Source organism: Aeromonas sp. R4-2, from assembly GCF_040908295.1.
GTDB classification, from domain to species: domain Bacteria; phylum Pseudomonadota; class Gammaproteobacteria; order Enterobacterales; family Aeromonadaceae; genus Aeromonas; species Aeromonas veronii.
This window is the reverse complement of sequence record NZ_JBFODL010000012.1, coordinates 100,679-114,190: the sequence shown is the minus strand read 5'-3', so window position 1 is coordinate 114,190 and position 13,512 is coordinate 100,679. Positions and strand designations below refer to the sequence as shown.

The 13,512-nt window shown below is 57.5% G+C and carries 14 protein-coding genes; 1 reads left to right on the top strand and 13 read right to left on the bottom strand.

The window, feature by feature from the left end; genetic code table 11:
• Nucleotides 1-27 precede the first annotated feature (27 nt).
• The 10 genes from AB5Y99_RS09595 to AB5Y99_RS09550 form a co-directional block, all read right to left on the bottom strand.
• Entirely contained in the window at nt 28-1,206 is a 1,179-nt protein-coding gene (locus AB5Y99_RS09595) for a DUF2971 domain-containing protein (RefSeq protein ID WP_335853940.1), read from the bottom strand.
• 493 nt (nt 1,207-1,699) lie between these two features.
• Nucleotides 1,700-3,337: a PAS domain-containing methyl-accepting chemotaxis protein gene (locus tag AB5Y99_RS09590; protein WP_368209569.1), complete on the bottom strand. Its 1,638-nt coding sequence runs from the start codon at nt 3,335-3,337 to the stop codon at nt 1,700-1,702.
• A gap of 276 nt (nt 3,338-3,613) precedes the next feature.
• Nucleotides 3,614-4,474, bottom strand: a complete 861-nt coding sequence (locus AB5Y99_RS09585; RefSeq protein ID WP_005354697.1) for a TIGR03899 family protein — start codon at nt 4,472-4,474, stop codon at nt 3,614-3,616.
• A gap of 104 nt (nt 4,475-4,578) precedes the next feature.
• Nucleotides 4,579-5,052: a DUF3299 domain-containing protein gene (locus AB5Y99_RS09580; protein WP_026034852.1), complete on the bottom strand. Its 474-nt coding sequence runs from the start codon at nt 5,050-5,052 to the stop codon at nt 4,579-4,581.
• Between the two features lie 32 nt (nt 5,053-5,084).
• On the bottom strand, nt 5,085-6,332 hold the full coding sequence (locus AB5Y99_RS09575; RefSeq protein WP_368209566.1) for an ABC transporter permease: 1,248 nt from the start codon (nt 6,330-6,332) through the stop codon (nt 5,085-5,087).
• Complete coding sequence (locus tag AB5Y99_RS09570; protein ID WP_042063153.1) at nt 6,326-7,015, bottom strand: ABC transporter ATP-binding protein; 690 nt, start codon at nt 7,013-7,015, stop codon at nt 6,326-6,328. The genes AB5Y99_RS09575 and AB5Y99_RS09570 overlap by 7 nt, the downstream gene beginning before the upstream one ends.
• A 4-nt stretch (nt 7,016-7,019) precedes the next feature.
• Nucleotides 7,020-7,616 (bottom strand): DUF2796 domain-containing protein, encoded by a 597-nt coding sequence (locus tag AB5Y99_RS09565; protein WP_100645132.1) that lies wholly within the window; start codon nt 7,614-7,616, stop codon nt 7,020-7,022.
• Nucleotides 7,617-7,649: 33 nt separating this feature from the next.
• Complete coding sequence (locus tag AB5Y99_RS09560) at nt 7,650-7,949, bottom strand: hypothetical protein (RefSeq protein ID WP_368209564.1); 300 nt, start codon at nt 7,947-7,949, stop codon at nt 7,650-7,652.
• Between the two features lie 44 nt (nt 7,950-7,993).
• Nucleotides 7,994-8,536, bottom strand: a complete 543-nt coding sequence (locus AB5Y99_RS09555) for a YtfJ family protein (RefSeq protein WP_005343253.1) — start codon at nt 8,534-8,536, stop codon at nt 7,994-7,996.
• A 220-nt stretch (nt 8,537-8,756) separates the two neighbouring features.
• On the bottom strand, nt 8,757-9,647 hold the full coding sequence (locus tag AB5Y99_RS09550; protein WP_043821720.1) for a hypothetical protein: 891 nt from the start codon (nt 9,645-9,647) through the stop codon (nt 8,757-8,759).
• Nucleotides 9,648-9,786: 139 nt separating this feature from the next.
• Between AB5Y99_RS09550 and AB5Y99_RS09545 the strand changes: the two genes are divergently transcribed.
• The gene (locus AB5Y99_RS09545) at nt 9,787-10,134 is read left to right on the top strand and encodes a hypothetical protein (protein ID WP_204478167.1); all 348 of its coding nucleotides are present in this window, start codon (nt 9,787-9,789) and stop codon (nt 10,132-10,134) included.
• Between the two features lie 29 nt (nt 10,135-10,163).
• Here the strand turns inward: AB5Y99_RS09545 and ppa are convergent, their stop codons facing one another.
• The 3 genes from ppa to AB5Y99_RS09530 form a co-directional block, all read right to left on the bottom strand.
• The gene (ppa, locus tag AB5Y99_RS09540; RefSeq protein ID WP_005335667.1) at nt 10,164-10,694 is read right to left on the bottom strand and encodes an inorganic diphosphatase; all 531 of its coding nucleotides are present in this window, start codon (nt 10,692-10,694) and stop codon (nt 10,164-10,166) included.
• A 216-nt stretch (nt 10,695-10,910) separates the two neighbouring features.
• A complete protein-coding gene (locus AB5Y99_RS09535) occupies nt 10,911-12,491 on the bottom strand; it encodes a DUF3369 domain-containing protein (protein WP_236356782.1) in 1,581 nt (526 codons plus the stop codon).
• Between the two features lie 109 nt (nt 12,492-12,600).
• Nucleotides 12,601-13,482 (bottom strand): LysR family transcriptional regulator, encoded by an 882-nt coding sequence (locus AB5Y99_RS09530; protein ID WP_021229560.1) that lies wholly within the window; start codon nt 13,480-13,482, stop codon nt 12,601-12,603.
• Nucleotides 13,483-13,512 lie beyond the last annotated feature (30 nt).

Genomic DNA, 13,512 nt, shown 5'->3' with positions numbered 1-13,512 from the left:
CCATCACGCACTAAACTGGTAGCTTAGTTAGCGTTGTTCTAAAATACTGTTGCTTAACTTGTCCAAATACTCTTTTTGATCCGAGTTTAAATATTTGTACTCTTGTAGGGGGAGATATTTTGATGAAAAAAACGTTGATACTATACCTATGGGAGAGACTCGATAAGAGTAACTTTCGTGAGAATCTAAAGCCTGAAATACAGCTAAGCTCGGGTTGCCTTTAGTAAGTTCTAATAAATGAGCACAAGCCATTAAAACTCTCTCTTTTGAGCTGTCTGAAGTCTTAGAGCCGAATATAACCCCTTTTATGTGACGACTATTTACTTGTAAGCAACGATGCTCTGAAGGTATCTCTTCATAAGCGGGGAATAGTAAACGGACCTCTTTCTCATACTTCCAATCAGTATACTTAACTAATCCAACTTTATTTTCTTCCATTCGGTCAATTACACCAAGAAGGCTTTCAGGTACATCGTAATGATCTTCTCTTTCGCTGTAGCGAAATTTATGTATAAGCTTTTCAAAAGCGTTAACCTTGCAAGGTCGATTAGAGTAATTAACGTCTTGTAACAACAAGCGTTCGTTAGCGTAGCTACCTATCTCAGTCCACCCTTCCTCTTTTTCTCTATAGCCAGATAAGTTGGACAGTGACGATTCAACATCAACAAAGCCATCAGAGCTCTCATATATAATTACAAAGCCAGTTTCAGCTGCACCATAGTGCCCCCACATTGTAGGATTTATAGCGTTTTTGGAAAAAGAACAAATATGTTTGTTTTCCAGGAGTTCGTTCTCACTTAGCGCTAACAAGTAGTGTTCCGTACATTGTTTGATCTTCTTCCTTTCATCGGGACTAAACTCTTCACCTAGAGCGTTATCGAACCCATACTTAAAAAGTAAAACAGCATCATATATAGTCAGATTTCTTTTCTTTATTCTGCTACGACCAGCCTCAAAGATAGGCTCAGCTAACTTAATTAACTTGTAAGCATCCTGAATAGAACGATAAAGTGGATATTCAGAGCAAACTTTACACAGCACATAATCTACAAATCGAACCCAAACATCTTTTGGAGCATTAAATAAATATCTAGCTCTGCACTCATGCCTGTCATTCAACTCGCTTGCAGAAGCAAAATAGACTTCACCACGCTTTAGCATCATTAAAGACAGAGGACTAACACTCTGATATTTGTAAAAGTACATTTGTAAAAATCTCGACTTCCATACACTCTAAAAAGCTAACTGTGATTAGATGGGAGGCGGTACTAACACATTAGTGCCTCCAGAGGTATAACTCCACTCAGCCCTTATCCCCACTATCTGCTTATCTATTTCCTCAGCCAAAGCTACCGCCCCTGAATTCCAGCCTCCAGTTTGCTGTTTTTTACCTGCGATATAGCTCTGCACTGGCTCATGGCTGACTCCTGCGAGAGGCCACCAAGCGGCTATGTTACCAAATGGGGCTGGGGTGAGAAGTGCAAGCGGGCGGTTTTCTGAGCAAGATCAATAAATTAATAAATAACGGACGGTGATATAACTACACCACCGCACCACCGCACCACTGCAGCAGCCTATCCGCGCAGAGTGAGATTGGAAGGTGAAAGCAAGAGTGCCGCCAGCTTGTTGGCGGGTATGAAAAAACCCTATGGGCCCAAAGGCCCATAGGGTTTGTCTGCGGTGATTGTTTGGGTAGTGGTTATCTGGCTTGGCGTACCGGCACGGCGCGGGTGGTGGCCACTTCGTAGCGGCTCTGGTTTGCCGGAGCCCCTTTCTGGAACTGGCGTACCAGCCGGTCGAGATCGCTCAGCTGGTTTACCAGCTGGGTGATGCCGTGCACGGCGTGCTGGCTGCCGACGCTGGAGTCATCGGCCAGGGTCTTGATGCTGAGCACGTTGCGGTTGATCTCGGCGGTGACGTGGAACTGCTCCTGTACCGCCTGGGCAATCTGGCCGCTGCCAGAGGCCACCTGCTGCAGCATATCGTTGATCTGCTGGAGTATGGTGCCGGTCGCCGAGGCTTTTTGCTGGCAGCTTTCGGAGAGTTGGCAGCCCTTCTCCATCGCCTGCTCTGCATCCCCGGCGCTGGTTTGCAGCTCGGTGATCATCTTCTGGATTTCGCTGGTCGAGGATTGGGTCTTGATGGCGAGCGTGCGGATCTCGTCAGCCACTACCGAGAAACCCCGACCCGCTTCGCCAGCCCGGGCCGCTTCGATGGCGGCATTGAGGGCCAGCAGGTTGGTCTGGTTGGCGATGTTGTTGATCACATCGAGGATGCCGTCGATATCGCGGCAGTGGCCGACCAGCGCACTGATCACGCTCTTGGAGGTGGTCAGCTCGCTGTTCATACCCGCCACGGCAGCCACGGTTTCGGCCACGCTGTGGTTGCCGCTCTTGAACAGGTCGGCGGTCTCGTCCAGCAGGCTGGAGGATTCGCTGGAGCTCTGTGAAACCTCGCGAATGGATTCCGACATCTCGGTCACGGCGGTCGCTACCTGATTGGTTTCGGCCTGCTGCTGTTGCAGGTTGTCGGTGATGGATTCGGCGTTGCGCAGATCCCCCTCGGCGGCCTGCAGGATCTTGCTGCAAGTCTGCTGGGTACGGGCCAGCACGGCGTTGAACTCGGCCTGATTCATCACCATCGAGAGTTCGATGGCGGCGATGTTGTCCACCTTGTTGGTGTAGAGCAGCTGCATCAGCGGGTTGTCAAAGCGGCTGCGGGCCATCTTGTTGAGCTTGCCGAGGCGGCGGGAGAGGGCATTCAGGGTGATGGCCGCTATCGCCAGCGGCAGGGCGACCAGCGCCAGTTGCCAGTTCATGTCGTGGTTGTAGCCCAGGGCAAACATGGCGAGCAGGCTCAGCAGCAGGCAGAGGTTGATGGTCAGGGTATGGGAGAAGGTGGGCAGCTTGAGCGCCAGCGGCAGCTTGTTGTTGCGAAGGTCGGCATAGACCTTCTCGGCCCGCTGTTTGATCTCCTCGCTCGGGGCGGTGCGCACCGACTGATACTCCACCACCCGGCCACTGGAATCCTTGATGGGGGTGACAAAGGCGCTGACCCAGTAGTGGTCGCCACTTTTGCAGCGGTTTTTCACCGGCCCCATCCAGCTTTTGCCATCCCTGATGTGACCCCACAGATCGGCAAAGGCCTGTTTCGGCATGTCAGGATGGCGCACCAGATTGTGGTGTTCCCCCTTCAGCTCGTCGAGCGAGAAGCCTGCAATATCGCAGAACTCATCGTTGGCGTAGGTGATACGACTCTCCAGATCCGTGGTGGAGATCAGGCTCTGGTGGTCTGGATAGAGACGTTCTCTTTGGGTAACCGGTTGATTGATTCTCATGGCCTTGCTCCCGAGCTGTGGTGGTTAAATTTTGATCTGCATCAAGACATGAGCAAAGGGCGGGCCAGCTGGCAAAAAATAATGATTGATGTGTTATTAGCGAGGTTTGGAGAGGAAAAACGCGTGGTTGTTTGCAATATGCAACGGATCTGACGGGGTGTGCCTCTGCGGCATCTGCAATTTGCAACCTATTCTGGACAAGCCCATGAGCTTGGAGCCAGCAGCTGGATGCGAAGGAACCACGAACCGACGGGGCATCAGCTGCCCCGCCAGAGCTCAGGGGAGAGGGTCGGGAGCGGGTGAGGAGGGGGGGCTGACGAGCTGCATCACTTCAATCTGGATCCCCTGCACCAGCACGGTTTTCAGATCCTGCAGGTACTCCTCCAGCGGCGACTCTTGCAGCAGCTGGGCGAGCTCGTTGCCCACCGGGGTGAGGCGGTAGTAGAGCAGGGTGATGTTGTTCTGCTTGCACTGCAGCCGCCATCGCTGGTTGCCGAACTCCAGCTCGACCCCATCGGCGGGCAGCGGGCCGGACTCCAGCTCCGCGCGATGCAGCAGCCCGAGCTCAAACAGTTGCAGCAGGGCGTTGTAGGGCAGTCGGTATTTGCCAAGGCCAAGGCGGGTTGCCTTGGCGCGACTCAGCAGGGTGGCCCCCTTGTGCAGCCCCAGCAGCAGTCGCTGCTCGTCGCTGCCGGTGTAGTGGCAAGTCAGTGAACAGATGCGCTGAAACAGCTGGGCCTCGCGCTGGGTCATCTCTTTGAGGGTGGCGAGCGCCCGGATGGAGAAGCGGCCCGGGGTGGCTACTTCCAGCGCGAAGATCCGCCCCCACAGCTGCTGCATCGGCACCATGCTGATATCTTCCGCCAGTTGCAGGAAGCGGGTCAGCCAGTCGCTGTCCATCTCGCCGCCGGCCGCGGTCTCTTCGCAGTGGCGGGAGGCCATCACCATGATGGCTTCCAGATTGCGCTGGCGGGCGGCCTGATCCGCCAGATGGCGAAAGGTGGCGCGCTGTTCGAAGGTGCTGTCGGTATTGCGGGTGAGCATGCCGTCGATACCGCGACTGCGGGCCAGACGCAGGGTCTGCTCCTGGCTGCTCAGGATCGAACTCTCTTTTTTCGGGGGGGGGAGGTCTGCCATGCTGACTCCATTCGCACAGGTTCTGGAGCTGAATGTTACTCCAACCGGGATGCCAAGATAACAAAGCGGCCTCCGTGGAGGCCGCTTTTTTTGCAACGGGAGGATTACTCCTCGTAGACGCTCACCTCGACCGCTTCCATCGAGTAGGAGGCGGTGGCCATCTCGTGGCTGGAGCTGACCGTGCGCATCTTGCCCTTTACCCAGATGGCATCCCACAGATCATCCACCGGCGCACCCTTGGGGTAGCTCACATAGATCACCTGATTGGTGGGGGGCGGCGGCACATGGATGCAGGCGCCGAAGTAGGGCACCAGCAGGAAGGCGGTGATCTTCTTGGCATCCCCTTCCAGCGGCACCACGAAGCCCGGAATGCGCACATCCTGGTTGTCCAGCTTCTTGTTTACCCCACCCACCGGTTGCGGCACCGACATGGGATCTTCGTGATTGACCTGGGGTGGTGGCAGCAGTTTCTCCCCTTCCGGGATGAGCACATCCCAGTCGATGGTCTTGTAATCGGCGGCCAGGGCGGGCAGCACCAGCAGGCTGGCGAGCAGCGCCACAATTTTCCACTTCATCATCTGTCCTTCTGTTTCGATTTTTGGGCGTCTCGCTAGACGCGAATGCTCATACCATCGCTCAGGCTGTAGCGGTAAGCGCGTGCAGCAGGGAGCAGGCCGATCACCATGCCTGCCAGCCACACGACCCCCAGCAACTGCCACTCGTAGGCGCTCGGAAGCCCCAGACTCAGTTGCAGGCCATAGTGGCTGAGCAGCCAGGGCGAGGCAAGCCCCTGCCCCAGATAGAGCACGGCGACCCCGAGAGCGATGCCAACCGTGGTCAGCGCCATCGCTTCCAGCGCCAGCAGCAGGAACAGGTGGGCAGGGCCCGCACCGAGGGATCGCAATATGGCGAGCTCCCGGCGCCGCTCGTTAAGCCCCGCCAGCAATGTGGTCAGCATGCCGATCAGGCCCGCCACCACCACGAAACCGGCGATGACCGAGAGGGCGGTTTCCGCCACGCTCATCAGGCTCCACAGCTCCTGCAGGGCGGCCCCCGGCAGGATCGCCATCAGCGGCTCTTTGGGATAGGTGTTGACGTTACGTTGCAGCTGGAACGCCAGGATCCGGTTGCTCAAGCCCACCATAAAGGCGGTGATGGTTTTCGGGGTGAGATCCTGCGCCAGCGCCTGCTCCGGCGTCACGTTCTTGCTGTGGCGGCCGGTATCCCAGCCCAGATGGATCGCCTCTATCCCCGCCAGCGGCACATGGATGGTGCGATCGATGGGCGTACCGGTCGGTGCCAGAATACCCACCACCTTGAACGGCAGATTGTCGTGCTGGCTGAACGAGGTGTTGCCAGCGCCGTGGGCGATGACGATGGATTGGTCGAGGTGATAGCCGAGCTTCTCGGCCACCTGAGCGCCGAGCACCGCTTCAAATGGCGTCTCGAATGGCCGCCCCTCGCGCAGTTGTAGCGACTGCTGCTGACCGTACTTCAGGTGGGTGAAGTAGTCGCCATTGGTGCCGAGCACCCGAAATCCCTTGTGGGAGTCACCAAGGGAAAGCGGGATGGTCCAGGCGACGCCCGGTTTCTGTTTGATGGCCTGATAGGAGTCCCACCCCACGTTGTTGGTGGGGTTGCCGATGCGAAACACCGAGTAGAGCAGCAGGTTCACCTGACCGGAGCGGGCGCCAACGATGAGATCGGTGCCCGAGACGGTGTTGGAGAAGCTTTCGCGGGCCTGGGTGCGCACCCGCTCCACCCCGAGTAGCAGGGTGACGCTGATGGCGACAGCCAGCAGGGTGAGCCCGGCGGTAAGGCGACGGGCCCAGAGACTTTGCAGGGCGAGCTTTAGCACGTAGCCCTCCGGTTAAGTTGTTGCAGGTTTTCCACCCGTGGGAACAGGGGTTCGAGGTAAGGATCGTGACTGACGAAGATCAGGGTCGAGCCCTGTTTGTCGCACTCCTCGAACAACAGCTTGATAAAGGCCGCCCGGTTGTCGGTATCGAGTGCCGAGGTGGGCTCGTCGGCGATCACCAGTGGCGGCGAGCCGATCAGCGCCCGTGCGGCAGCAACCCGTTGCTGCTGGCCAATGCTGAGGGCATGGACGGGGCGATGCAGTGCGTCATCCGGCAGTTGCAGCTCCGCCAGCAGACGGCGCGCCTCCTGCTCCGGACTCCCTTGCAGGCGAGCCCGTTTGGCGGGCGAAAAGGTGAGGGCAGCGGTCACGTTGTCCTGCACCGAGAGAAAGGGCAGCAGATTGAACTGCTGGAAGATATAACCCAGATTGGCCGCCCGGAAGTGGTCACGGGCACGGCCAGAGAGCCGGGCCAATGGTTGGCCCAGCACCTCCAGGGTGCCGTGGTTGGCGGTCTGGATCCCGGCCAGCAACCCGAGCAGGGTCGACTTGCCAGAGCCCGACGGGCCCTTGATAAAGACCCGCTCACCCTCGCGGATGGTGAGGGCGGGCAGATCGAGTACAGCGTCGCCACCTGGCCAGGCAAAGGCCAGATCGCGGATCTCAACCACGGCTTTTTTCATGGCGTTACCAGCTCAGCTTGTTGGCGGACGGGGTCAGCTCGCCTGCGGTCTGGCCGGTGGGCAGGATCCCCTGCACGCTCAGCTTCTCAAGGCTCGGATAGACGCTGAACAGGGTCGCCTCGAGGCCGGTCAGTTTGGCTGGCGTGGCGCAGGTGTAGGTATACATGGCGCCCATATCGGCGTGACCCGCTTCGTCATGATCATGGTGGTCTTCATGTTTGTCGCTGGCAGCCTTGTCATGGTCATGGTCATGGTCATGGTCATGGTCGTGATCATGCTCTTCTTTGGCGGCTTGCAGCTCCTGCTGGGTTAGTTTGCAGCCAGCGGCCGGGTCGAAGCGGAACAGGGCGTCAGGCTGCTGGAGGCGGGTGACCGCTTTGGCATATTGCGCCTTCTCTTCATCGCTCTTGGCGGCGTGCTCGAAGCCCACCAGATCGGCTGCGGGCGCCTGCAGTTCGATCATCAACTGGTCGCCATCGACCACCAGATTGAGGTGGCCGTGGCCATGCTCGTGGGCGCCGTGGCTGTGGCTCTCGTGTTCGTCGTGATTGGCGTGTGCGCCAAAGGCCGCTGCGGCCAGCAACAGAGTAACTGCTTTCATCTTTAATCCTTTTTTTCAAAACAAATAGCGAAATTAAACAAAGGGATAGAGAAAAGCAGAGGCGGGCGGCGCACGGATGGCATAGCTGTGAAGCGTGGCGGTATCCGCCGAGCGTTGCATGGTTGCAACAGCGGGCAGAACAGAGGTCGAACCGGGGAAACAATAGGGGGTGGCGGTGATGACCTGTTTGCCATCCAGATGGAGGGCGCAAACCAGGCAGTGATGGTAGTCGTGGCCGGGCAGGGCAGATTCAAACTGGTGCCGGGCAAGGGCAGGCTGCAGCCATAACCAGCCCAGCAGCAAGATCCAGATTTTCAGCTTGATACGACCCATAGACCCTTATGGAAAGGGCGCCATCAGCGCCCTTTCTCTCTGACTTAGAGATGGGACTTGATGAGCCCCATCACGGTAGCAATGTTGTTGGCATCGAGCTGGCCATCTTTGGCAAACAGCACCTTGCCCTCTTTATCCAGCAGGATGATCGCCGAGCTTTCCGGCGTCAGATCCCAGGCGTTGCGGGCCATGCCCTTGGCATCCAGCACCATGGCGGACCAGGGGAACTCTTTCTTGCTGTCCTCGGCACTGCTCTTCACGAAGCCGGAGGTGCCCCAGATGGCGTCATTGCTGTTGATGACGGTAACGGTCTGGTACTTGTCTTGCGGCAACTTGGCGGCCTTGATCGCCTCGATCATCGGGGCGTTCAGCTCCTTGGCACTGGAGCGACCGGCAATATGCTGGATCAGGAACACCTTGCCGGTGAGCGAGGTGCTCTGCCACGGCTGGTAGCCGATATCCTTGCCGTTCAGTACCAGCTCACCCTTGTCGCTGACATTGACCAGCGGCACCGGGTTGCCATCCTTGAAGTTGTGAGCAAAGACCAGAGATGGCAGCAGCGCCAAAGTAAGTACGAGATGTTTCATCCTGATGACACTCCATTTGTTATGTTATAACGAGTTTCGGATTGAGGGAATGGGCGAGCTTCATCCTAAACTGATCGGATCTGTTTAAAAAGTGTTAAATAAGATCGCAATTCAGAAGCGTCGGCGCCCCGCCAGTCAGGTGGTTGGCTGGCAAGGGCGGCTAGGATGGCATGACATCGATAAAAATCAATAAATTGGCTGCTGGTCTGAGCTGTCTGTGTCAGTAGAGCGACTCGCTGATGAGGGGGATCTTGGCCATGGTCATCTGCTGGGCCAGCAGGGACGAGCCGGTCAACAGCACATGGCGCTGATTGTTGATCACCACCACATCACCGGGTACGCCACTGTCTGCCGTAATGGCCAGCCAGGCAGGGGAGACGCTGCCGATGCTGATATCCGGATAGATGATGCTGAGCACATATTGCGGCGCCAGCTCCGCCAGCAGACTGGCCATCAGCAGCGCCTTCTCGTCGCTGTCGGCCTTGTTATCCTGCAACGCTTGCAGCGGCGGCGCGAAGTGATCCAGCTGCTCCGGCTGAGTGGGGATGGCGTTCAGCCACTCCTGCAGCAGGCTGACGCTGGTGGCGAGATCCTTGGCGGCAAACTGCTGCGCCAGCGGCTTGAGATGCCCCTTGAAGTGGTAGAAGAGCTGGGAGTAATCGGGTCGCACGCAAGGCAGTTTGCGATTGGCAGGATGGACGCAGGGGATCACCCTCATCTGGTAGAAGGCATCCTCCTGATACTGCTGGTAGGCTTGCCAGAACAGCATCGACTCCATGCTGTCGTCCCGCAGGGTGAAGGCCTGCTCCAGATTGCGAAATTTGGTAGCGGTCTCGGGGCTGCTCTGATTGATCAGGTTGATGCTGTTGTAGAGCCGCGGGCTGATGTAGGCGTAAAGCGTCTCCAGCGGATTGGTGAGGGAAGCCTTCAGCAGGCTCATCTCGTGGCGACTGGCGGCCATCACCTGATCGTCGGTGGTCAGCTGGAAGTGCTTGCGCTGGCCATCGGTGGATTGCCACTGCCAGCTCATGTTGATTTCGCTGGCGTTGCTTGTAGCACCAAGAGTGGTGCAGAGAGTGAGGCTGAGCAACAGCGCGGGGGTCAGCTTCATGGTGGTGCTTCCTGCCGTGGACGATAATTAACAACTAGGTGAGCCGGCACCACTTTGGTGATGTTTCGTTTTGTGATCTGGATAACAGATTGATGTGACTTTTAATTTAATTGTGAAATTAAGTCACTCTGGAGGGGTTATGAAGCCTTGGATCATAGTGCTGTTTGGGCTGCTCAGCCTGCCAGCCATGGCGGGTCAGGTGATCGTCAACAAGGGGATGTCCGTTGCGGATACCTTTGCCCTGCGTGACCAGCTGGCGCGCGAACACGAATGGCAGGAGTGGTTGCGCTACCAGCAGGCCATCAAGTGGCTGGAGGTGTTGCCGGTCAACTGCGAGCTGATGAGCCAGCCGGGCGGCGGCTATCGCTGTGGCGGTGATTACTATCGTCCCTACCAGAAAGATGGCCGTGAAATATACATTCAGGGCAATCCTGCCGAAGATGAGGCCGGTCAGCTGCCGCAAACACCGACAAAAAAGGCGCCATAAGGCGCCTTTTTTTACAAACCGAGTGACGCTTACTTGGCAGCGTAACGCTCGGCAGAGGTCTTGATCTCGGCTTCGGCAGCGGCCTTGTCGCCCCAACCTTCCACCTTGACCCATTTGCCCGCTTCCAGCTCTTTGTAGCGCTCGAAGAAGTGCTGGATCTGGGCTTTCAGCAGTTCCGGCAGATCGTTCACATCCTGGATGTGGTCGTACTGCTTGGTCAGCTTGGAGTGCGGTACAGCAACGATCTTGGCATCTTCGCCAGATTCGTCGGTCATCTTCAGCACGCCAACCGGGCGGCAGCGAATGACGGAACCGGCCAGCAGCGGGTAGGGGGTCGGAACCAGTACGTCGACGGGGTCACCATCCAGAGAGAGGGTCGCGTTCACGTAGCCGTAGTTACACGGATAGAACATCGGGGTAGACATGAAGCGATCGACGAAAATAGCACCGCTGTCCTTGTCGACTTCGTATTTGATCGGGTCGGCATTCTGCGGGATTTCGATGATGACATAGATATCGTCGGGCAGGCTCTTGCCGGCCGGTACCAGGTTCAGGCTCATGATAATTCCTTCGTTGTTAGTATCAGGTTTGCAGGCCGATATTATAGCGATGTGATGTTAAATGACCATATTTCAGCGGATATCGCTAACAAAGAAGGGGGATGTTTCCGCTTTGCGGCACTTTGATGTGTGCGGGATGCAACAAAACGGCTGTTTTGATGCCCTGCCGCTGACCTTGGTCACCGGCAGGGCATGTGGAGTTGCGAGCAAAGGGGGTCAGAGCGAGTAGGGGAGTCTCGACTCGTTGACCAGTCGCGACAGGGCTGTCACTACATGAGGGTCAAACTGGGTGCCGGAGCGGGACTGGATATACTCCATGGTCTGCGCCAGCGTCCAGGGCTCCTTGTAGGGGCGCTTGCTGAGCAGGGCATCGAATACATCGACTACCGCCACAATCCGCGCCGACAGCGGGATCTGCTGACCAGCCAGCTGCTGCGGGTAGCCCTTGCCATCGAAGTGTTCATGGTGGCCCCGAGCGATTTCGGCGCCGAGAGAGAGGTAGCTGGTTCCCTCCACCATTTCACCCGCCTTGTGCAGGATATTGGCGCCGATACCGGCGTGCTGCTCCATGATGGCCCGCTCTTCCGGGTCGAAACGCCCCGGCTTGTGCAGGATATGGTCCGGGGTGCCCACCTTGCCCACATCGTGCAGGATGGAGGCCATGCCGATCATCTCGACAAACTCCGGGGTCAGCTGCTCAGGATAGGCCGCCATCTTCTTCAATTCGGCCACGATGGCATCCGAGAGCTTCTGTACCCGCAAGACATGCTCGCCGGTATCGGAGTCGCGAAACTCCGCCAGCGCCGCCAGTGCCACCACGGTGGCCTCTTGGGCGCGCAGCAACTGGTTGTAGAGATAGAGGTTGTCGTAGGCCGCCGAGATGCGCTGGCAGAAGACATCCAGCAGATCGCACTCGAGGGGATCGAGAGGCTGGGTCGGGGTAAAACTCAGCACGAACTCGCGACCATTCTGGGCGGCGATATAGAGGGAGTCCTGTGGATGTTCAAAGCGGTTGCAGCGCGCCGCCAGTGCCTTCATGACCGAGTCATTGAGGGTGGGAAAGTCGGTGATCTTGCCATCATCCAGCAGAGTCTCGTAGTCGCCGGTGGCGGCGAGGATCTCCAGCCCCTGTTCGCCGGGACGGCGCTCGGCGCAGATAGCCCCTTCGGTGCCCACATCGAGAATGGCGCTGATCTGTTTCAGCACGCCGGAGGCAAACTCCTTGAGTGAATGAAGATGGTAGAGATCGCCCGCTCCTTCCAGAATTTTGCCGAGCCCCTGACGGCTCTTGTCGATGGCACTGAGGGTTTCGTATGAACGCAGGGATGCGATGACAGTGGTGTAGAGCTTTTGTACCGTCAGCTCGGTCTTGGTCTTGTAGTCATTGATGTCGTAATCGAGGATCACCCGCTGCTCGGGGGCTTGGCCGGGTTGGCCGGTACGCAGCACGATCCGTACCAGCGAGTTGTGCATTTCGTTGCGGATCCGGTGCACCAGCCGCAGACCTGCGTCTTCGGTCTCCATCACCACATCGAGCAGGATCAGCGCAATCCTGGGGTTGGCCTCCAGCATGCGGCCAGCCTCAGCGCCGCTGTAGGCATTGAGCAGCTCCAGCGGACGGGATTTGTAATGAATGTTGGAGAGGGCCAGGCGGGTGGCATGATGGATATCCGGCTCATCATCCACGATCAGCACTTGCCATGGGTTGAGTGCCTTGGGGACCACGACCTCCTCATCATCGAGTTCGATGATGTCGTCGTCCAGCAAGATATCGTCCTTGTCTTGGGCACTGCTCATATCGGTTACGCCTCCGGCGCTCAATGAGTATGTGAACAGTATGCACGATCACATCCTCTCGGATCATCAGGATAAGTAGATATCGTGAGCTGGCTCCGCCTCTTTATCGCTACTCGAAAGGTTCCAGATACCCCTGGATAGACTTCTTCAACCAGGCCAACACCTTGCCGTGATAGGCGTTTTCCGCCAGATAGACCCCGTAATCCCGCCACTGCAGGCTGAACTTGTGTTTCAGGGTCAGCAGGGAGCCTTGTCGCAACTGGCTCTGGATCAGTGGCGAGGGGAGCACTGCCCAGCCCAGCCCGTCCAGCACCGCATTGCGCATCAACTCGAAGCTGGAGAGACCGATATGCTGGCCTCCCACAGGTAGCAGGCTTTTTACCGAAAATTCATCTACATACGAGAGGGTGACCTGAGTGTGATCGGTCAGATCCTGCTGTTTGACCCGCTTCAGTCCAGCCAGCGGATGGCTGGGTGCCACCACCATCAGGGTGCGGATCGGGTTGAGCACGTCGATATTGAGGCCGCTGCGCTCCTGATCTTCGGTAATAAGGCCAAAAGCGGCATCGACGAACCCCTCTTCCACCAGCGCCGGCAGTTCGGGCGGAGAGGCGAGCACCAGCGAGATACTGGTGCCGGGAAACTGATTGTGCAGGCTGGCCAGCATCTCGCGCCACACCGGCTCGGGAATGGCGTCATCGCGGGCAACCCGCAGCGCCACTTCGGCCCCCGAGGCGTAATGTTTGCACTTCTGCTGCAAGCTGTTGGCTGCCTGCAGCAGGCGAGTGCAATCATCCAGCACCAGCTCGCCGATCTCGGTCAGACGACTCTGATTGGCACCTCGTTCAAAAAGTTCGACGCCAAGCTCAACTTCCAGCGCCGCGATGGAGGTGCTGACGGCGCTGCGGCTTTTGCCGAGACGACGGGCAGTGTTGGCAATAGAGCCACTATTGGCGGACTCTACAAAGAGTTCTATCTGATATAGCTTCATCTTTTACAGGCCATGACGGATTTTTTCACC

Bases quoted from the DNA above. Each gene is read 5' to 3' on its own strand.
- AB5Y99_RS09595 (WP_335853940.1), bottom strand. From the start codon at position 1,206: ATGTACTTTTACAAATATCAGAGTGTTAGTCCTCTGTCTTTAATGATG.
- AB5Y99_RS09590 (WP_368209569.1), bottom strand. From the start codon at position 3,337: ATGAGAATCAATCAACCGGTTACCCAAAGAGAACGTCTCTATCCAGAC.
- AB5Y99_RS09585 (WP_005354697.1), bottom strand. From the start codon at position 4,474: ATGGCAGACCTCCCCCCCCCGAAAAAAGAGAGTTCGATCCTGAGCAGC.
- AB5Y99_RS09580 (WP_026034852.1), bottom strand. From the start codon at position 5,052: ATGATGAAGTGGAAAATTGTGGCGCTGCTCGCCAGCCTGCTGGTGCTG.
- AB5Y99_RS09570 (WP_042063153.1), bottom strand. From the start codon at position 7,015: ATGAAAAAAGCCGTGGTTGAGATCCGCGATCTGGCCTTTGCCTGGCCA.
- AB5Y99_RS09565 (WP_100645132.1), bottom strand. From the start codon at position 7,616: ATGAAAGCAGTTACTCTGTTGCTGGCCGCAGCGGCCTTTGGCGCACAC.
- AB5Y99_RS09560 (WP_368209564.1), bottom strand. From the start codon at position 7,949: ATGGGTCGTATCAAGCTGAAAATCTGGATCTTGCTGCTGGGCTGGTTA.
- AB5Y99_RS09555 (WP_005343253.1), bottom strand. From the start codon at position 8,536: ATGAAACATCTCGTACTTACTTTGGCGCTGCTGCCATCTCTGGTCTTT.
- AB5Y99_RS09550 (WP_043821720.1), bottom strand. From the start codon at position 9,647: ATGAAGCTGACCCCCGCGCTGTTGCTCAGCCTCACTCTCTGCACCACT.
- AB5Y99_RS09545 (WP_204478167.1), top strand. From the start codon at position 9,787: ATGAAGCCTTGGATCATAGTGCTGTTTGGGCTGCTCAGCCTGCCAGCC.
- ppa (WP_005335667.1), bottom strand. From the start codon at position 10,694: ATGAGCCTGAACCTGGTACCGGCCGGCAAGAGCCTGCCCGACGATATC.
- AB5Y99_RS09535 (WP_236356782.1), bottom strand. From the start codon at position 12,491: ATGAGCAGTGCCCAAGACAAGGACGATATCTTGCTGGACGACGACATC.
- AB5Y99_RS09530 (WP_021229560.1), bottom strand. From the start codon at position 13,482: ATGAAGCTATATCAGATAGAACTCTTTGTAGAGTCCGCCAATAGTGGC.